This is a genomic window from Lysobacter sp. Soil_C_15 (assembly GCF_057657315.1).
Genome location: NZ_JBDGIR010000001.1, coordinates 58,427 through 77,212 on the forward strand (window position 1 = coordinate 58,427; position 18,786 = coordinate 77,212).

16 protein-coding genes are annotated in these 18,786 nt (G+C 70.4%); 13 read left to right on the forward strand and 3 right to left on the reverse strand.

From position 1 onward, the window contains the following. Positions 1–29 precede the first annotated feature (29 nt). From AC3A57_RS00280 to AC3A57_RS00335, 12 genes are all read left to right on the forward strand, one after another. Positions 30–1,322 (forward strand): oligosaccharide flippase family protein, encoded by a 1,293-nt coding sequence (locus AC3A57_RS00280; RefSeq protein ID WP_487577034.1) that lies wholly within the window; start codon positions 30–32, stop codon positions 1,320–1,322. Beyond that, positions 1,319–1,840, forward strand: a complete 522-nt coding sequence (locus tag AC3A57_RS00285; protein ID WP_487577035.1) for an acyltransferase — start codon at positions 1,319–1,321, stop codon at positions 1,838–1,840. The genes AC3A57_RS00280 and AC3A57_RS00285 overlap by 4 nt, the downstream gene beginning before the upstream one ends. Before the next feature lie 7 nt (positions 1,841–1,847). Beyond that, positions 1,848–2,381: an acyltransferase gene (locus AC3A57_RS00290; RefSeq protein ID WP_487577036.1), complete on the forward strand. Its 534-nt coding sequence runs from the start codon at positions 1,848–1,850 to the stop codon at positions 2,379–2,381. Between the two features lie 16 nt (positions 2,382–2,397). Beyond that, positions 2,398–3,729 carry an oligosaccharide repeat unit polymerase gene (locus AC3A57_RS00295; protein WP_487577037.1) on the forward strand — a complete coding sequence of 444 codons (1,332 nt, stop codon included), beginning with the start codon at positions 2,398–2,400 and terminating at the stop codon, positions 3,727–3,729. After that, a complete protein-coding gene (locus AC3A57_RS00300; RefSeq protein ID WP_487577038.1) occupies positions 3,726–4,829 on the forward strand; it encodes a glycosyltransferase family protein in 1,104 nt (367 codons plus the stop codon). The genes AC3A57_RS00295 and AC3A57_RS00300 overlap by 4 nt, the downstream gene beginning before the upstream one ends. A gap of 88 nt (positions 4,830–4,917) precedes the next feature. Next, complete coding sequence (locus AC3A57_RS00305; protein WP_487577039.1) at positions 4,918–7,077, forward strand: bi-domain-containing oxidoreductase; 2,160 nt, start codon at positions 4,918–4,920, stop codon at positions 7,075–7,077. After that, on the forward strand, positions 7,074–8,726 hold the full coding sequence (locus AC3A57_RS00310; protein ID WP_487577040.1) for a heparinase II/III family protein: 1,653 nt from the start codon (positions 7,074–7,076) through the stop codon (positions 8,724–8,726). The genes AC3A57_RS00305 and AC3A57_RS00310 overlap by 4 nt, the downstream gene beginning before the upstream one ends. Before the next feature lie 6 nt (positions 8,727–8,732). Continuing rightward, positions 8,733–9,986 carry a glycosyltransferase family 4 protein gene (locus AC3A57_RS00315; protein ID WP_487577041.1) on the forward strand — a complete coding sequence of 418 codons (1,254 nt, stop codon included), beginning with the start codon at positions 8,733–8,735 and terminating at the stop codon, positions 9,984–9,986. Between the two features lie 4 nt (positions 9,987–9,990). Next, positions 9,991–10,758, forward strand: a complete 768-nt coding sequence (locus AC3A57_RS00320) for a YdcF family protein (protein WP_487577042.1) — start codon at positions 9,991–9,993, stop codon at positions 10,756–10,758. Between the two features lie 453 nt (positions 10,759–11,211). Beyond that, entirely contained in the window at positions 11,212–11,925 is a 714-nt protein-coding gene (locus AC3A57_RS00325) for a tRNA-dependent cyclodipeptide synthase (protein ID WP_487577043.1), read from the forward strand. Between the two features lie 11 nt (positions 11,926–11,936). Further along, entirely contained in the window at positions 11,937–13,145 is a 1,209-nt protein-coding gene (locus AC3A57_RS00330) for a cytochrome P450 (RefSeq protein ID WP_487577044.1), read from the forward strand. Between the two features lie 17 nt (positions 13,146–13,162). Beyond that, complete coding sequence (locus AC3A57_RS00335; RefSeq protein ID WP_487577045.1) at positions 13,163–13,930, forward strand: class I SAM-dependent methyltransferase; 768 nt, start codon at positions 13,163–13,165, stop codon at positions 13,928–13,930. 201 nt (positions 13,931–14,131) lie between these two features. Here the strand turns inward: AC3A57_RS00335 and AC3A57_RS00340 are convergent, their stop codons facing one another. The 3 genes from AC3A57_RS00340 to AC3A57_RS00350 all read right to left on the reverse strand — a co-directional run bounded on the left by AC3A57_RS00340 (position 14,132) and on the right by AC3A57_RS00350 (position 18,200). Continuing rightward, positions 14,132–15,259, reverse strand: a complete 1,128-nt coding sequence (locus AC3A57_RS00340) for a peptidoglycan DD-metalloendopeptidase family protein (protein ID WP_487577046.1) — start codon at positions 15,257–15,259, stop codon at positions 14,132–14,134. Between the two features lie 513 nt (positions 15,260–15,772). Continuing rightward, the gene (locus AC3A57_RS00345) at positions 15,773–17,200 is read right to left on the reverse strand and encodes a phospholipase effector Tle1 domain-containing protein (protein ID WP_487577047.1); all 1,428 of its coding nucleotides are present in this window, start codon (positions 17,198–17,200) and stop codon (positions 15,773–15,775) included. A gap of 67 nt (positions 17,201–17,267) precedes the next feature. After that, a complete protein-coding gene (locus AC3A57_RS00350) occupies positions 17,268–18,200 on the reverse strand; it encodes an NAD(P)/FAD-dependent oxidoreductase (protein WP_487577048.1) in 933 nt (310 codons plus the stop codon). Positions 18,201–18,306: 106 nt separating this feature from the next. Here AC3A57_RS00350 and AC3A57_RS00355 point away from each other — a divergent pair, with 106 nt between their 5' ends. Continuing rightward, complete coding sequence (locus AC3A57_RS00355; RefSeq protein ID WP_487577049.1) at positions 18,307–18,756, forward strand: Rrf2 family transcriptional regulator; 450 nt, start codon at positions 18,307–18,309, stop codon at positions 18,754–18,756. Positions 18,757–18,786: the final 30 nt, after the last annotated feature.

Consider the following 18,786-nt stretch of genomic DNA (forward strand, 5'->3'; position numbering starts at 1 on the left):
GCCGCCCGCACCGACATGACCGAAGTCCGATGATCCGCAGACTGATCACCACCGCCAGCCTCTCGGCGATCAGCGCCATGGCCTCGCGCGGCGCGATCTTCGCCGGCGTGCTGCTGATCGCCTACTTCCTGGGGCCGGAGGCCTTCGGTCAGTTCACCCTGATCCAGACCACCGCGCTGCTGTTCACCACCTTCTGCGCCCTCAGCCTGGGCCAGATGGCGACCAAGATCGTCGCCGAGGCGGTGGACGGCCCGCGCGAGCGGCTGCAGGTGGCGTTGTCGGTGTCGTACGGCTCGGCGCTGCTGATCGCCCTCGGCTTCGCGGTGTTGATCGTAGCCCTGTCGCCGCTGCTGTCGCGCCAGGTCGGCCACACCGCGGCGCTGACCCCGGTCTACGCCAGCGCCAGCATCCTGGTGCTGGCCGGCTTCGTCACCGCGATCCAGAACGGCGTCGCCCTGGCCCTGCACCGGGTCAAGGAGCAGGCCTACGCCAACATCGCCAGCGCCCCGATCGCGTTCGCGATCATGGTGCTGGCGGCGATGCGCCACGACCTGCACTGGGCGGTGTACGGCTACATCGCCTCGCAGGCGGTGATCGCGATCGGCCAGGAACGCAGCCTGCGCCGCTATCGCCGCGAGCACGGCCTGCGCCTGTCCTGGCGCGCGACCCGGCGCGAGGACTGGGCGGTGCTGTGGAAGCTGGGCCTGCCTTCGTCGCTGGCCGGCCTGCTGACCGTGCCGGCGATGTGGATCGTGATGGTGATGCTGTCGCACACCGCCGACGGCGCGGTCGACCTGGGCAACTTCGCCCTCGGCAACCAGGCCCGCTCGATCCTGCTGTTCGGAATCGGCGTGGTCGCCAACGCGGCCCTGCCGATGCTGTCGGCGGCGCTGGCGCGCGGCGACCGCGACGGCGCCTCGACCGTGCTGCGCCATTCGATGCTGCTGCTGATCGCGGTCACCGGCGGCATCGCCCTGCTCGCCGGCCTCGCCGCGCCGCCGCTGATCCACGCCTTCGCTCCGGACTACGCCGGCTCGACCGAGCCGCTGCAGTGGTTGCTGGCCTCGGTGGTGGCGACCGCACCGACCACGATCCTGATGCGCAAGGCCACCGCCGACGGCCGTCCCGGCATCCTGCTGGCCGGCAACGCGGTGTTCTGCGTCGTCCTGCTGGCCGCCGCCGCGATCGCCCTGCGCCTGCACGGCGGCGCGACCGGCCTGGCCCAGGCCTATTTCGTCGCATCGATCCTGCAATTGCTGACCTTCGCTTTGTTCAACCGCAACGAGCTGCGCTTCAAAGCGGTGGCCCGGAGTAATCCATGAGAGTCGTACGTCTGCTGAAGAAGTCCGTGATCCTCGGCGCGATCCGGGTCGGCTGGCTGATCAAGCCGGGCCTGGTCACGCGCATGTTCACCTGGTACCTGAAGTCGGAGGGCGCGCAGATCGACGGCATGCCCAACTACCTGTCGGCCAAGATCTGGTTCGACGGCACCGACTATTCGCTGATCCGGCTCGGCGAGGGCTGCACCATCTCCAGCAACGTGCGCATCCTGACCCACGACGCGGCGATCAATACCGCGGCCAAAGAGCTGGGCGTACGCTTCGAGCGCCCCGAGATCCGGGTCAAGCCGGTCTCGATCGGCCGTTACAGCTTCGTCGGCACCGGCTCGATCATCATGCCCGGCGCCGACATCGGCCCGGGCTGCATCATCGGCGCCGGCAGTGTGGTGCGCGGCAAGATCCCGCCGCTGAGCATCGTGGTCGGAAGTCCCGGCCAGATCGTCGGCTCGGTGACCGAGTACGTGGCCAAGCTCTATCCCGACCAGGTCCGGGCCGGCTGAGGCGCGCATGTCGTCCTTGTCCAAGACCGCCTACGTGATCGCCCGCACCCTGTCGGCCTTCGGCCTGCCGGGGCTGCGCGGACTGCGCACGCGCATCTACGCCTGGCATTTCCGCGCCGCGGGGATGAGCGTGTCCGACCGGGTGATGGTGGTGGCCGCGCATCGCAGCGACAGCGCCTCGATCGCCTTCGGCCGCGGCGTCGAGCTCGGCGCCGACAGCTACATCGACTACTCCGGCGGAGTGCGCATCGGCGACCACGTCGCGGTGTCGGAAGGCGCCAAGGTCTTCACCCACAACCACGTGGTGCGGCGCGGCCACGCCAACTGGCACCGCAACCCGATCGAATTCTCGCCGCTGCATATCGAGGACTACGCCTGGATCGGCGCCGGCGCGACCGTGCTGCCGCGGGTACGCCGGATCGGCCGCGGCGCGATCGTCGGCGCCGGCGCGGTGCTGGCCGAGGACGTGCCGGATTTCGCCGTCTACGCCGGCAACCCCGCGCGCGAGATCTTCCGCCGCGACATCACCGAGCAGGACTGAGGGAGGCCGGACCGGTTTGGCGACGCTCTACGTCATCTTCTTCATGAGCCTGGGACTGCTGGCGTTCGCGCGCATCGGCGGCCGGTTCGATCGCCTGTTCGTCAACCCGATCCTGGCCTTCGTCCTCACCGTGGCCTTCATCTATGGCTTCATCCCGTGGCTGAAGGACCTGCAGCAGGTGCAGACCTACCCGTTCTACTACTCCTTCGACGCCAAACTGTTCGCCCTGCTGTTCTCGCTGGTGTTCTGCCTGTCCGGGATCGGCGGCTACCTGCTCGCCGGCGGCGGCGCGCGGCCGGCGCTGCCGCAAGTGCGCGCGCTGACCAAGCGCGAGCGGCGCCGGGTGCTGGTGCTGGTCGGCATTCCGGCGATGTGCGCGGTGCTGTATCTGGCCCGCACGGTCTCGGCCTACGACCTGGCCGACTACATGAAGGACCGGATCATGATCCGCCGCGGCATGGGCCCGGCGGTGGTGCTGGCGTTCGCCGCGATCTGCTACGCCGCGATCCTGGTCACCGACTACTTCGCTTCGCGGCGCACCTCGAGCCGGCCGATGTCGCGCTGGCGGCTGCTGCCGATCGGCGGCGTGGTGCTGCTGGTCGCGGTGGCCTTCGTCGCCATGGGCAACCGCAACTTCGTCTTCATCCTGATCGCGATCGTGCTGTTCGCCTCGCTGTCGATCTTCAAGGGCCGGATCAGCCGCGCGCTGATGCTGCTGCCGGTGATGCTGGCGATCGCCCTGGGCCTGTCGGCCTGGGCCAAGATCCGCACCACCCTGGACAGCGCCGACGCCTCCAGCGTGACCAGCGAGGGCCCGGTGCAGTTGCTGGTGTACGGCCTCAACGGCGCCTTCGGCAACGCCGAGAACCTGATCTGGCTGGCCCAGCACGAACGCGACTGGGACCCGGTCTACGGCGCCACCGTGGTCGCCGCCGCGCTCAATCCGATCCCGCGCGCGTTCTGGCCGGACAAGCCGTTCGGCGGCGGCCCGGCGCTGCGCAACATGATCTACCCCGGCAGCTACACCCTCGACGGCGAAAAGCTGACCTCCTACACCACCGGCCTGCCGACCGAGGGCTACATGAACTTCGGCCTGCTCGGCCTGGTGCTGTTCGGCCTGGCCAACGGCGCCTGCCTGGCGGCGATCCGCAATCTCTACGCGCGACGGCGCGAGGTCACGCCGGTCGGCGTGGTCGTCTACAGCTTCTCGATCTTCATGTTCTCTTCCGGATTTCTGTATATGGAACTGCTCGGCGGCTGGAGCCGTTACTTCATCACCGTGCTGCTGTTGTTCGCGGTCACCTGGCTGGGCAATCGTCCGATCCGCATGCGCGGGGTGACGGCATGAACGCGATCATCCTCGGCCAGGGCAATCCCTACCTGAAGAATCCTTACCTCAGCAAGCTGTCGCAGGTGTTGGATGCGGCGGCGATCCCGTACGAATTCTGGATCTGGAGCCGCGACAAGCAGGCCGCCGAGCTGCCCAAGGTCAAGGTGCTGCTGAGCTTCGGCTCCTGGGGCGGCGGCGCGGTCAACGCGATCGGCTATGCGCTGTGGGTGGCCTGGCTGACCCTGCGCGTATTCGTCCAGCCGCGCGCCGGGGTGTACTTCTGCTCGCGCCTGGACGCGGCCCTGCCCTGCGCCCTGGTCGCCAGCGTGCGCGATTGCCAGTACGTGTTCCTGGACCGCGACAAGCTGTCGAAGAGCTATGCCTGGCCGAGCCCGGTCAAGCGCGCGATCGAGGCGATCGAACGATTCGTCGGCCGCCGCGCCACCCTGCACGTGGTGCCGGGCGCGTCGCGCGCGGTCGACGGCGACGGCGGCAACATCCGCATCGTCCGCAACACCCCGCACAGCGACGTGATCCAGCGCGCGCGCGGCCTGGTCGCGAGCATGCCGCCGCGCGACGGCCGCCTGCGGGTGCTGATCAGCGGCCTGATCTCGCCCGAGCGCGGCGCCAGGATGATGCGCGAAGCGGTCGAAGCGGCCGGCGACCGGATCGAATTCGTCGCCGCCGGGCGCCTGCTCGGCGAGGACGCCAAGCGCCTGGCCGAACTGCTCGGCGAGCGCTACCGCGGCATCGTCAGCAACGAGGACGCGCTGGCCCTGCTGCTCAGCGCCGACCTGGTGCTGGCCTTCTACGACCCGTCGCTGGAGATCAACCGCCTGGCCGAACCGAACAAGTGGTTCGACTGCGCGGCGCTGCAGATCCCGTTCGTGACCAATCCCGGCCTGGACACCTCGCAGCCGTTCGAGGCCGCCGGCGCCTGCTTCCTGTGCGACTACGGCGACGGCCGGGTGCTGGCCGAGGAGCTGCTGCGCATCGCCGCCGACCCGCAGGCGCTGGAACGGCGCCGCGCCGGCTTGCGCACCCTGCGCTACGAGGCCTGGGACACCGCGATGGCGCGGGTCATCGCCGAGTGCGCCGGCCTGAGCCGCGCCCGCTGAGACCGCGCATCGAGCCGAACCGACCGATAACGCGCCGCCGCCTGCCCCGCCGCGACGCCCCACCTTCCCCCTTCGTACTGGAACCACCATGCAACAGGTCCTGCAAAATCTGCGCGACGGCAGCACCGAAGTCGTCGACGTCCCGGTCCCGGCGCTCAAGCCCGGCCATCTGCTGATCCGCACCGGCACCACCCTGGTCTCGGCCGGCACCGAACGCATGCTGGTCGAGTTCGGCAAGGCCAACATGCTGCAGAAGGCGCGCCAGCAGCCGGACAAGGTGCGCATGGTGCTGGAGAAGGTCCGCACCGACGGCTTGGCCACCACCATCGACGCGGTGCGCAGCAAGCTCGACCAGCCGCTGCCGCTGGGCTACTGCAACGTCGGCACGGTGATCGGCGTCGGCGCCGGGGTCAACGGCTTCGAGGTCGGCGACCGGGTCGCTTCCAACGGCAAGCACGCCGAAGTGGTCGCGGTGCCGGCCAATCTGTGCGCGCGCATTCCCGACGGCGTCGACGACGAGGCCGCCTCGTTCACCGTGCTCGGCGCGATCGCCCTGCAGGGGATCCGCCTGGTCCAGCCGACCCTGGGCGAGGCGGTGGTGGTGACCGGCCTGGGCCTGATCGGCCTGATCACCGTGCAGTTGCTGCGCGCGCACGGCTGCCGCGTGCTCGGCATCGATTTCGACCCGGCCAAGCTGGCCCTGGCGCGCAGCTACGGCGCCGACACCGTCGACCTGTCCAAGGGCGAAGATCCGGTCTCGGCCGCGCAGACCTTCTCGCGCGGCCGCGGCGTCGACGCGGTGCTGATCACCGCCTCGACCAAGAGCAACGAGCCGGTCTCGCAGGCCGCGCACATGTGCCGCAAGCGCGGCCGCATCGTCCTGGTCGGGGTCACCGGCCTGGAGCTGTCGCGCGCCGACTTCTACGAGAAGGAACTGAGCTTCCAGGTCTCCTGCTCCTACGGCCCGGGCCGCTACGATCCGTCCTACGAAGAACGCGGCAACGACTATCCGGTCGCATTCGTGCGCTGGACCGAGCAGCGCAACTTCGAGGCCATGCTCGACATGATGGCGGCCGGCTCGATCCAGACCCGGCCGCTGGTCAGCCATCGCTACGCCATCGCCGAAGCCGAGCAGGCCTACGCGGTGCTCGGCGGCGCCGAGCCCTCGCTCGGCATCCTGCTCGACTACGGCCGCCCCGACGATGCGCTGGCCACGCCGCTGCGCCGCACCGTGCCGCTGCCGACCGCGGTGCAGGCACCGGCGGCGCCGACCACCGTCGGCAACGGTTCGGTCGCCTTCATCGGCGCCGGCAACTACGCCGGCCGGGTGCTGATCCCCGCCTTCGCCAAGGCCGGCGCGTCGCTGCACACGGTCGTCTCCAGCGGCGGAGTCAGCAGCGTCCATTTCGGCCGCAAGTTCGGCTTCCGCAACGCCAGCACCGACACCGACGCGACCCTGCGCGACAGCGGCAACGATTCGGTGGTGATCGCCACCCAACACGGCAGCCATGCCGCGCTCACCACCAAGGCGCTGCGCCAGGGCAAGCACGTGTTCGTCGAAAAGCCGCTGTGCCTGACCCTGGACGAGTTGGCCGAGATCGAAAAGGCCTATGCCGATTGCGCGGTCTATGGCCGTCCGCCGGTGCTGATGGTCGGCTTCAACCGCCGCTTCGCTCCGCAGGTGCGAAAGATGCACGCGCTGCTGGCCGGGGTGCAGGAACCCAAGAGCTTCATCATGACGGTCAACGCCGGCGCGATTCCGGCCGACCACTGGACCCAGGACCCGAAGGCCGGCGGCGGTCGCCTGATCGGCGAGGCCTGCCACTTCGTCGACCTGTTGCGCTTCCTCGCCGGCACGCCGATCGTCGGCCACCAGCTGACCGCGGTCGGCAACGTACCCGGCGTCGGCATCCGCAGCGACCGGGTCAGCTTCAGCCTCAGCTTCGCCGACGGCTCCTTCGGCACCGTGCATTACCTGGCCAACGGCGACAAGAGCTTCCCCAAGGAACGCCTGGAAGTGTTCGCCGCCGGCCGCGTGCTGCAGTTGGACAACTTCCGCCGCCTCAGGGGCTACGGCTGGCCGGGCTTCAAGTCGATGAACCTGTGGCGCCAGGACAAGGGCCAGAACGACTGCGCCCAGGCCTTCATGGCCGCGGTCAAGGGGCGCGCCGAATCGCCGATCCCGGCCGAGCAGTTGTTCGAGGTCGCCCGCGCGACCATCGAACTGGACGCTGCGGTTCGCGCATGAACGCCTCGGCGCGCGCTCTGCGGCTGTGGCACACCGTGCGCCATCTGCGCCCGGTGCAGATCTACGGCCGCGCCTGGCACCGGCTGCATCGGCCGCGCATCGACCTGTCGCCCGCGCCGCCGCCGATGCCGGCGCGGGGCCAGTGGCAGGGCTGCGCGCGCGCGGCCTCGATGCTGGGTCCGAACCGGTTCCGTTTCCTCAACGCCGAACACGGCCTGCGCAACGGCGACTGGAACGACCGCGCCCTGCCCAAGCTGTGGCTGTACAACCTGCATTACTTCGACGACCTGGTCGCCGACGGCGCGCCCCTGCGCGCCGGCTGGCACCTGGAACTGGTGCGCAGTTGGATCGCCGCCAATCCGCCCGGTACCGGCAACGGCTGGGAGCCGTATTGCCTGTCGCTGCGCATCGTCAACTGGATCAAGTGGCTGCTGTCCGGCCACGCGACCGGCGACGAAGCCGCGCGGCGCGAGCTGCTCGACAGCCTGGCGGCGCAGACCCGCTACCTGGCCGGGCGCCTGGAACGGCACCTGCTCGGCAATCATCTGTGGGCCAACTACAAGGCGCTGCTGTTCGCCGGGCTGTTCTTCGACGGCGAGGAAGGCGCGCGCTGGCTCGGCATCGGCCTGCGCGGCATGCGCCGCGAGATCGGCGAGCAGATCCTCGCCGACGGCGGCCATTTCGAACGCAGCCCGATGTACCACGCCACCCTGCTCGAGGATCTGCTCGACCTGATCCAGCTCGGCGAGCGCTACGCCCCGGCGGTGTCGCGCGAAGACCTGGAGCTGTGGCGCGCGCGCGCCACCGCGATGCTCGGCTGGCTCGCGGTGATGACCCACCCCGACGGCGGCATCGCCTTCTTCAACGACGCCGCCCATGGCATCGCTCCCGAGCTGGCGCCGCTGCAGGATTACGCGCGCACGCTGGGACTGGATCCGCCCGAGCGTTCCGGCGAATCCCTGCAGCTGCTGCCCGAGTCCGGCTACGCGCGCCTGCAGTACGGCGACGCGGTGCTGATCGCCGATATCGGCGAGGTCGGCCCGAACTATCTGCCCGGCCACGCCCACGCCGACACCCTGAGCTTCGAACTGTCGCTGCGCGGACGCCGGGTGCTGGTCAACGCCGGCACCTCGCGCTACGACACCGGCGCCGAGCGCCTGTGGCAGCGCGGCACCGCCGCGCACAACACGGTGCAGATCGACGACCAGGACTCCTCCGAAGTCTGGAGCAGTTTCCGGGTCGCCCGCCGGGCGATGCCGCTGGCGATCAGCCATGGCCAGGACAGCGGCGGCGTCTGGTTGGAAGCCGGCCACGACGGCTACAAGCGCCTGCCCGGCCGCGCGGTGCATTACCGGCGCTGGCGCCTGCAGGAGGACCAACTGCGGGTGGAAGACCGGATCGAAGGCGGCTTCGCCCGCGCGATCGCCCGCTACCGCACCCCGCCGGGGCTGCGCATCGGCGCGGCGCGCATCGCCGGCGAAGGGATCGAGGCGCTGCGCTGGCGCAGCGATCCCGAGGACCTGAGCGCGAACGTCGCCGCCAGCACCTACCACGCCGGCTTCGGCCGCAGCGAGGCCTGCGACGTGCTCGAACTGGCCCTGCCGCGCGACCCGGGCAGCGCCGCCATCGTGTTCACCTGGACCAGTTGAGCCCTCATGCGCATCCTGTTTCTCACGGACAATTTCCCGCCGGAAGGCAACGCGCCGGCCACCCGCACCTACGAGCACGCGGTGCGCTGGGTCCGCGCCGGGCACGAGGTGACCGTGATCACCTGCGCGCCGAACTTCCCCGAAGGCAAGCTGTTCCCGGGCTACCGCAACGCCTGGCGCAGCGTGGAAACCGTCGACGGCATCCGCGTGGTCCGGGTCAAGACCTACATCACCGCCAACGAAGGCTTCGCCAAGCGCACCCTGGACTACCTCAGCTTCATGGCCGCTTCGGTCGGCTTCGGCCTGTTCGAACGCCGCCACGACGTGGTGGTGGCGACGTCGCCGCAGTTCTTCTGCGCGCTCGGCGGCTGGGCCCTGGCGCGGCTGCGCCGGCGCCCGTTCGTGTTCGAGCTGCGCGACCTGTGGCCGGCTTCGATCACCGCGGTCGGCGCGATGCAGCGCAGCCCGGCGATCCGGGTGCTGGAAAAGCTGGAGATGTTCCTTTACCGCAGCGCCGACGCGATCGTGCCGGTGACCCAGAGCTTCCGCGACGAGCTGATCCAGCGCGGCGTCGACGCCGGCAAGATCCACGTCGTGCTCAACGGCGTCGACCTGCAGCGCTATCGCCCAAGTCCGCGCGACGAGGAGCTGGCGCGCCAGTACGACCTGGACGGGCGCTTCGTGGTCGGCTATCTCGGCACCCACGGCATGGCCCACGGCCTGGAGAAGGTGCTCGACGCGGTCGAACGCCTGCGCGACGAGCCGCGCATCGCCTTCTTCTTCGCCGGCAGCGGCGCCGAACGCGCCCGCGTCGAGCAACTGGTCGCCGAGCGCGGCCTGGACAACGTGCGCATGATTCCGCGCCAGCCCAAGCAAATGATGCCGCGGCTGTGGAGCCTGTGCGACCTGTCGCTGATCCCGCTGCGCGACACGCCGGTGTTCAGCAGCGTGATCCCATCCAAGCTGTTCGAAGGCATGGGCATGGGCATTCCGGCGCTGATGTCGCTGCCGCGCGGCGAGGCCACCCGGATCGTCGAAAGCACCGGCTGCGGCGTGTGCGTGGCGCCCGAAGACGGCGCGGCGATGGCCGAGGCGATCCGCGACCTGGCCGCCGATCCCGAACGCATGCGCCGCCTGCGCGAAGCCAGCCTGGCCGCGGCACCGGCCTATTCGCGCGACCGCCAGGCGACGCTGATGACCGACGCGCTGAGCCGTCTGCTCGACGACGACACCGGCGGCCTGCTGCGCGCCTCGAAGTGAGGCGATGAGCGGGTTGAGCGAGCTGCTGCGCTGGCCGGCCGAGCCCTTCCACGGCTCGCTGTGCCTGGCGGCGCTGGGCCTGCTCGCCGCCGCGCTGCGCTGGCGGCGCAGCGCCTGGGCCTTGCTGCTGATCGCACCGCTGTGGTCGCTGTGGTGGTCGCTGCCGGCGGCCGCCGACGGTCTCGCCGCGCTGCTCGCGCGCGGTTACCCGGGCGTGAGCGAAACCCAGGCGCGGCGCGCCGATGCCATCGTCGTGCTCGGCGGCGACATCGGCCGCGCCGATCAGTACGCACAGGGCGATGCGGGCGCTTCGGACCTAGCCGGCAACCGTCTCGCGCTCGGCGCGCGGCTGTGGCGGCGCGGCCTGGCGCCGCAGCTGCTGCTCAGCGGCGGTCCGACCGCGCACACTCCCGGCGGCAGCGAAGCGCAGCGCATGGCCGACTCGATCCGCGGCTTCGGCGTGCCGGCTTCGGCCCTGGTACTGGAAAGCCGCAGCCGCAACACCGCCGCCAACGCGCGCCTGAGCCGCGCGATCGGCGAAGGCCGCGGCTGGAACTCGATCATCCTGGTGACCTCGCCCGAGCACATGCCGCGCGCAGCGCTGGCATTCGAACGCGCCGGCTGGCGCGTGCAAGGCGTCGCCACCGCGGCAACGCCGCTCGGCGATGCGCTGCCGCCGTGGCGGCCTTCGCCGCGCGCCCTGCGCCGCAGCGGCCGCTTTCTCAAGGAAGCCGCCGGGCTGTGCATCGCCAGGATGGGCACGCTGCATTAGCGGCGCCCGTCGATGAATTCGCCGGTTGCGGACACTGGCGCACGGCGAAGCTGCGTCGCGGCGCGCAAATCCGCGCGCCGCGAGCGACGCTTTCGCGATAGCAGTGATGCCTATCGGCTTTCGCGCGACGCTTCGCGATGGCCGATCACCGACGCTCACTTCTGGCTGAATTCAGTCAGATAGCACACTATCGACGTGCGCGATCCGGCGATTTCAATCACGGTTCGGCGCGGTTCGCGCGGGTAGTTTGTGCGCCGAACGAAGTCAGGGGCTCAGTCCGACACGACGCTCGCCGACCGATGACGCCGGCGGCGTTCGCTCCCCGAATCGGTACCTGCGCAGCGCGGCGCAAGCCGTGCAAGCGACGGCGTCCGTCGCCTTCGCATCGCCCTGGCCATCGATCTTCGCCGTCGCTTTCGCCCTTCCGCCACCGGAGTCGCCGCGATGCAACTGATGAGCACCGATCCCGCCGCCGTAGCCGCCTCGCCGCCGGAGTCGGCGCAGGCGCAGCCTTACACCGCGCGTTGCCGCGCGCTACTGGATGCCGGCGAACACGCCGTGATCGGCCTGAGCCCGTTCAACGGCGCGTTCAACCCGCATACAGTGCAGCGCCTGATCGGCTGGGGCGTCGGCCGCTTCCGCCGCATCGACGTGCTGCTGCCCGGCTACGAGGCCATCCACACCCTGGTCGCCGCCGGCATGCATCCGCTCGACGCCGCGCGCCGGCTGCGCCGCGCGCTCAACGGCCTGCGCAACAACGCCGTCAGGCAACTGCGCGAACACGGCATCGGCGACGCCGAAACCCGCGTGCATACCTGGACCCGGCTGCAGGAGCGCAACGCCTATTTCGATCTGCGCCGCAGCCTGGAGCAGCGCTACCGCAGCCAGCCCTGGTTGCGCCAGGCCTGCGACCGCGCCGCCACCGCCGCGGTCCGGGCCAGTGCCGTCGGCGAAACGGCCGCGCCGGCGCTGGCCCTGCGACAGGCGGCGCAGTACGCCCTGGCCGAACTGCCGTTCTTCCTCGACAGCCCGACCATCTTCGCCGCCGACAGCTCGGTGTTCGTCTATCCGCGCCCGATCGCCCTGGTCCACGACCTGCTCGAGCGCAACGAGATCCTGCCGCGCCATCGCGGCCAGGGCTACGTCAGCTTCCACCACCTGCCGTGAGCGCCGCCGCCATGAGCCAACCCCTTGGTCAACAAACCGAACTGATCGATTACCCGTTCCCGATCGGCCCGCTCGGCACGCCGCCGCAGACCATCGCCTGGGCGCGCAAGCACCGGCCGCTGTGCCCGATCCGCCTGCCCAGCGGCACGCCGGCCTGGATGCTGACGCGCAAGCAGGACATCGCGCTGGTGCTCAGCGACCGGCGTTTCTCGCGCAACCTGACCTTCCACGGCGCGCCGCGTTTCGTCGGCGAGGACTTCACCGCCGTGCCCGGCGGCATCTTCAACCTCGATCCGCCCGACCACACCCGGGTGCGGCACGTGATCGGCCCGTTCTATACCCGCGCCGGCGCCGAGCGCTATCGGCCCTTGATCGAACGCCATGCCCAGGCCCTGCTCGATGCGATGGCCGTCGGCAGCAATCCGGTCGACCTGATGCAGGCCTATTCCAACCTGCTGCCCCTGCACAGCAATTGCGAAATCCTGCAGGTACCGGTCGAGTTCCGCGCCCAGTACCTGGAGTACTTCCATACCCAGACCAACTACGAAGCCAGCGCCGCCGAAGTCGCCCAGGCCACGGCCAAGGTGATCGACTTCGCGCGCCAGATGATCGAACTGCGCCGCAGCAGGCCGCAGCACGAGGACCCGATCGGCGCGCTGATCCAGGCCGAGCGCGAGGGCACGATCAGCGAGCAGGAACTGCTGGGCACGGTCTGCTACCTGTTCGTGACCGGATCCGAGCCGCTGATCCCGCCGCTGTCGACCGGCCTGCTGACCTTGTTCGTGCATCCGCAACAGCTGCGCCAATGCATCGAAGACCCGACGCTGTGGCCGCGCGCGGTCGAGGAAGTGTTGCGCTATCACCACAACGGCGTGCTCGGCCTGCCGCGGGTGGCGACCGAGGACGTCGAAGTCGGCGACGGCCTGATCCGCCGCGGCGAAGCGGTGTGCGCGACCATGCTCGGCGTCACCTGGGACCCGAAGTACTACCGGCATCCGGAAAAGTTCGACATCCACCGCGACACCGACGGCACCGCCACCTTCGGCAGCGGCCCGCATTTCTGCCTGGGCTCGTCGCTGACCCGGGTGTTCCTGGAGTCGGCCTATCGCCTGCTGTTCGCGCGCTTTCCCAGCCTCGCCCTGGCCTTGCCGCCGAACGAGATCCCCTGGGAGCGCAACATTCTCTTCATCCGCCCGGTCAGCCTGCCGGTGGCCTGGTAATCGCGAGGACTGCGCTCATGAATCACGCCGACAGCCAATTCGACGCCCTGGCCGATGCCTACGAAGACAGCATCGAGCAAATGCCGTTCCGCAAACACATCGAGATGCACAGTTTCCTGCAGGTGCTCGGCGACACTGGCGGCCTGCGCGTGCTCGACCTGGGCTGCGGCAGCGGTCTGTACACCCGCGCCATCGCCCAGCGCGGCGCGCGCCGGGTGGTCGGCCTGGACGTGTCCGAGGGCATGATCGACTACGCCCGCCAGCGCGAGGACCGCAGCCCGCTCGGCATCGGCTACCGCTGGCGCGACGCGACCCGCGCGCCGGACACGGTCGCCGACGACCTCGGCGAGCGCTTCGACCTGGTCACGGCGATCTACGTGCTGCCCTACGCGCCGACCCTGGACGGGCTGACTTCGATCTGCCGCACCGCCTATCACGCCTTGTCGGCGCCGGGCGACCGCTTCGTCGCCGCGGTGCTCAACCCGGAGTTCTCGCGCGATCGCGGCTGGTACCGCCATTACGGCATGGAGCTCAGCGCGCCGCCGGACCTGTACGAAGGCGCGCCGGTGCACCTGCACGCCTGGTTCGGCGGTCACGTGCTCGACCTGGACGCGTTTTATTGGTCGCGCGCGGCGCACGAACGCGCCTTCGCCGACGCCGGCTTCGCCGCACTGCGCTGGCATGCGCCGGTGCTGGCCGACAGCGGTCGCGACCTGCAGCCGAGCGAGTTCTGGCGCAACTACCTGCACTGCCCGCACGCGATGATCGTCGAGGCGCGGCGCTGACGACGCCGGCCCGAGGCAGGCCGGCTTGAAGCAGGCCTGCCCGAAACAGCCCGGCTCGAAACAGGCCGGTTCGAAACGGGCCGGTTCGAAACGGGCCGGCTCGAAACGGGTCGGCTCGAAACGGGCCGGCTCGAAGTAGGCCCGCCCGAAACAGAGCGGCTCGAAACAGAGCGGCTCGAAGCGGACCGGTCCGCGGCGCCGCTATTCGGCGAACATCACCACGCTGTTGGAGGCCGGCGCCTCGCCGCGGCGTTCCTGCGCGGCGTCGGCCGCCGGCGCCTGCCAGCGCTCGCGGCCGAGCCGGTCGATCTGCGGATAAGCGCCGAGCCGCTCGAAGCGTTCGAACTCGAACGGCAGCCCTTCCGAGGCCAGCGGCCGAGCGCCGTCGGCGACATGGAAGTGCAGATGCGGGCCGGTGGAGTCGCCGGTGAAGCCGAGCGCGGCGATGGTCTGGCCGCGCCGCACCCGCTCGCCGACGCGCACACGCAGGCTGCCGGGACGCAGATGTTCGTACGTCGCGTAGCGGCCGTCGGCCAGCGCCAGCACCAGGTAGTTGCCGGGCGCCTGGTCCAGCGGATGCTTGCGCCGACCGGAGAGCGTCGCGCTCTCGCCGATGCCGTCGCGCGCCGCGACCACCTGGGCGTCGGCCACCGCCAGCACGTCGGCGCCGTAGCCCAGCGAGTTGGCCGCACGGTCCGCATCGCCGCGGGCGCGGCGCCCGGCGCTGTCCACCGCGACCCAGTCGATCGCATGCCGGCCGGGCAGGCGGGCGCGCCCGTCGAGGGTGTAGAACACGCGCCGGTGGCCGCGCGGCCATTGCGGCGCGTGGACCGCCGCCCACGGTCCGCCGCGCAAAGGCGGCCCGAGCAGCAGCGTCGAAGCCGGCGCGACCGCGACCGGCGCGCCCTCGACCTCGTCTTCTCCGCGCTCGCCGAGCAGGCCGATGCGGTGGCGCAACCCCGCCGGCGGCGCAGCCCCCGCCGGCAAGTCGAATTCGACGAACACCACCACGCGCTCGCCGGGCCGCACGGCCGCATCAATGCCCGCGGCCTGGCCGATCGACTGCCGTCGCGCGCTCAACTGCTCGCCCCCGAAACTCGCCAGCACCGCACCGCCGTCGCGGTCCAGCGCTTCGACCCGCTGCAGACGCACCGGCTCGGCGCTGAAGTTGGTCAGATGCAGCTCGTACATCAGCCGCTGCCGTCCCTCGACCCGGAACGGCGCCGGCGCCTGCGGCACCGTCATGTCCAGCGATTCGTTCATCGCCGCGGCGGCCGCCGGCGAGGCGGACAACAGCAGCACTAGGGCGCAGGCGAGCGAGCGCAGCATCGGGGACGGTTCCGGATCGCGGACGGGACATGCGCGGGCACGCCGCCTGCGCGAGGCCCGCATGATCCCACGGCCGCCGCGGCGCGGCAGCATGTCGGTGGTACTAGGTCTTTTGGCGGGGATTGGGACTGGGGACTGGGGACTCGGGACTCGGGACTCGGGACTCGGGACTCGCAAAATCTAAGGCGCTTTCGGCTCGGCTTTTGCCGTAGAACACCGAGTCCCGAGTCCCCAGTCCCGAGTCCCGCCCCCTCAAGAGGCACCGAACAACTGCGCCAGCGCGCGGCGCTTGCCCAACAGATCGACCAGGGTGTAGCGCGGTCCAGCACCTGGAAGAAGGCGCGGGTGGCCTGGGCCAGGATCCCGGGCAGGCCGCAGGCCGGGGCGATCGGGCAGTCGCCCAGGCCGGCGTGCCGGGCGAACGCATCCATTACGAGTTGTTCGGCCCCAGCGACGAGGCGCTGGCGGCGTAAGCCGATCGACTAAGCCACAGCGGCACCGCCCCGACCGCGATCAAGCGCCCAGCATGTCCTGCAGGACCTCGCGGCTTTCTTCCACCGGCGTCTGCACCGCGTTGCTCAGGCTGAAGCCGGCCGCGCCGTCGTCGCCGACGGTCTGTTCGATCACCATCTGGTCCGCCCCCTCCAGGCGCATCCGGTCGATACGGGTCATGCCGGATGCAGCCGCGATCGCCGCGGCATAGGCGGCCAGTCGCGCTCGGTCGCCATCGAACAGGTTCACCAGGCCGTTCTCGTCGCGCAACGTCGCCGCCTTCTGCATGCTCTGCAGCAGCAGGTCGACCGCGTCGCCGCGGCGCCGGCGCGGCGCCACCACCGGCGGGCCGCGGAACGGATCGATATGGCGATAGCTCAGGCCGGCCTTGGTGTCGTTGCGCCGCTCGCCTTCCAGCGGCCAGGCGCCGGTGTGGTAGATGTACTTGCGGTCCTGCACGCGCGGCTTGCCCCACCAGGTCAGCTTGCCGTTGCGGTACATGCTCGGCGGCGCCAGGTCCTTGTCGCGTCCGCTATCGAGCTGGCGGTTGCCCTTTTTGCGGCGCCAACCGCCGGGCACGGGAATCAGGTCTTCCTGGTGGGCGATATTGCTCGGATCGTCCAGCGGCACGCTGCGCCGGGCCAGGAACGGCACCTCGCTCAGACCATTGAGGTAGTCGATCATCAGATCGCCGGCCTGCGCTTCCAGGCCGCCGCCGGCATAGCCGCCGCCGACGTCGGAATGCGAGCCGGGCAGCACCACCGACAGGAAGCGGCCGTTCTCGCTCAACCCCGGCGGCAGGATCGGATTAAGCGGAAATTCCTTGCGCTCCTCGTCGCGCGACTGCAGCTGAAAACCGGACACCACCGTCGACGGCAGGCGCCGGTCCTTCTCCTGCGGCGTGCCGGTGGCGACCGGGTCGAACAGGCCGATCGCCTGCGGCACGTCGGCCGGCGCACGCAGTTGCACGCCCTTACCGGTGGTCACGCCGCGCTCGCCGACCATCACCGCGAAGCCGGCCGCCTGCACCGCGCCGCGGCTGAAGCCGATCGTCACCAGGCGGATCTTGGCGCTGGCGTCCTCCTCGATCCAGCGCTTGGCCTGGCGGACGAAACGGTCGTACATCTCCTCGATGCGGGCGCCGTAGGTCGAGCCATACAGGGTGTCGCGGATGCGTTCGGCGCGTTTGCTCTGGGTACCCGGCCCGGCCAGGTAGGAGGTCACGATGCGCGGATCGTCGCGCACCTCGATCTGGCGCGCGATCAACGCGATATTGGTCGGCGCGTCCGGCTGCTGGGCGACGTCGTTGCCGGTGCCGTCGAAAGCGGCGACGAACATCCGTTCGTTGACGCCGTCCGGCTGCAGGAACAGCGGAATCCGCAGCCCCAGCATTTCCTCGCGCGCCGCATCGTACAGCGCCATATCTTCCGCTTGGGGTACCCAGGACATCGCAGCCTCGTGTTCGCGTAAGGGACGCCTTCTTCAACGAACCAGCGCAGGCTGCGTGAACAACGGCCTAGGCCGCCAGCAACCCCGGGCGTTCCTCGAGCAGGGAGCGGTGCGCGCTCAACCCCGCCATCGCGCCGGCCGCCAAGGCCAGCGCCGCGCTGTGCATCGGCGCGGCCAGGTCGCCGGCGGCGAACACGCCCGGCACCGAAGTGCGCTTGAGCTCGTCGACCTTCAGATAGGGCCCGAGCAGGCCGTCGGCGAACTCGCAGCCCAGTTGCTGCGCCAGGTCGCCGACCGGCTCGATCCGCGGCGCGACGAACATCGCTTCCACCGGCAAAGCGCGGCCGTCGGCGAGCACCGCCTCGGCCAGGGCCTGGCCTTCGCCGCGCAGGGCGACCACCGGCGCCGGCTCGATCCGCACGCCCAGCGCCTGCAACTGCCGGCGCGTCTCGGCATCGGGGTCGGTCAGTTGCTGGGTGAAATAGGTGGTCGGCCCCCACTCCGGAATCAGCATCGCCTGGTGCAGGCTGACATCGCCGGTGGCGAGCACGCCGAGCGGCCGGCCGGCGTACTCGAAACCGTGGCAATAGGGACAATGCAGCACGCTGCGGCCCCAACGCTCGCGCAAGCCGGGCAAGTCCGGCGGCACGTCGCGCACCCCGGTCGCCAGCACCAGCTTGCGCGCCGACACTCGCGCGCCGGAATCCAGGCCCAGGACGAACCCCGTCGCCGTGCGTTCGGCCGTGGTCGCGATCGCCTGCTTCAGGCTCACGCTCGGGTACGCCATCAACTGCGTCAACGCCTCGCCGAGCAGGTCCTGCGGCGTCTTGCCGTCGTGCCCCAGCACCCCGTGCGAATGCGCGGCGAAGCGGTTGCGCGGCCGCCCGGCGTCGATCACCAGCACCCGCTTGCGCGCCCGCGCCAGCATCAGCGCCGCCGACAGGCCGGCGAAGCTGCCGCCGACCACCACCACTTCGTAGTCCGAACCCTCGATACCCATGGCGGATCTCCAATTCGTAACAATTGAAGAGCCAATATAAGGCGCGCCGAGGCGATATGCAACTTCAGATGATATGATTTAACCGGACCCGACCCGACGAGCCCCCATGAGACTCGACAGCCGCCTGTCGCGGATGCTGCACGTGCTGGTGCATATGGACAGCCACGAGCAGCGCGCGACCTCCGAGACCATCGCCGGCATGCTCGGCACCAATCCCACCGTGGTCCGCCGCACCCTGGCCGGCCTGCGCGAGCACGGCATCGTCGCCGCCGAGCGCGGCCCCGGCGGCGGCTGGGTGCTGGCGCGGGCGCTGTCCGAGATCAGCCTGCTCGACGTCCACCGCGCCCTCGGCAGCCCCAGCCTGTTCGCGATCGGCGTCGCCGACCGCAAACCCAAGTGCCTGGTCGAACAAGCCGTCAACGAGCGCATCGAATCGGCCCTGGCCGAGGCCGAAGCCACCGTCCTGGCCCGCTTCGGCGCGGTCAAACTGGCCGACTTGGCGGCCGATTTCCACCGCCGGCTGAAGGCGCGCGGCGGCTGGACCCACGAGTTGTAAGCGCAGTGCGAGGCGGGCCATCGCCCGCCC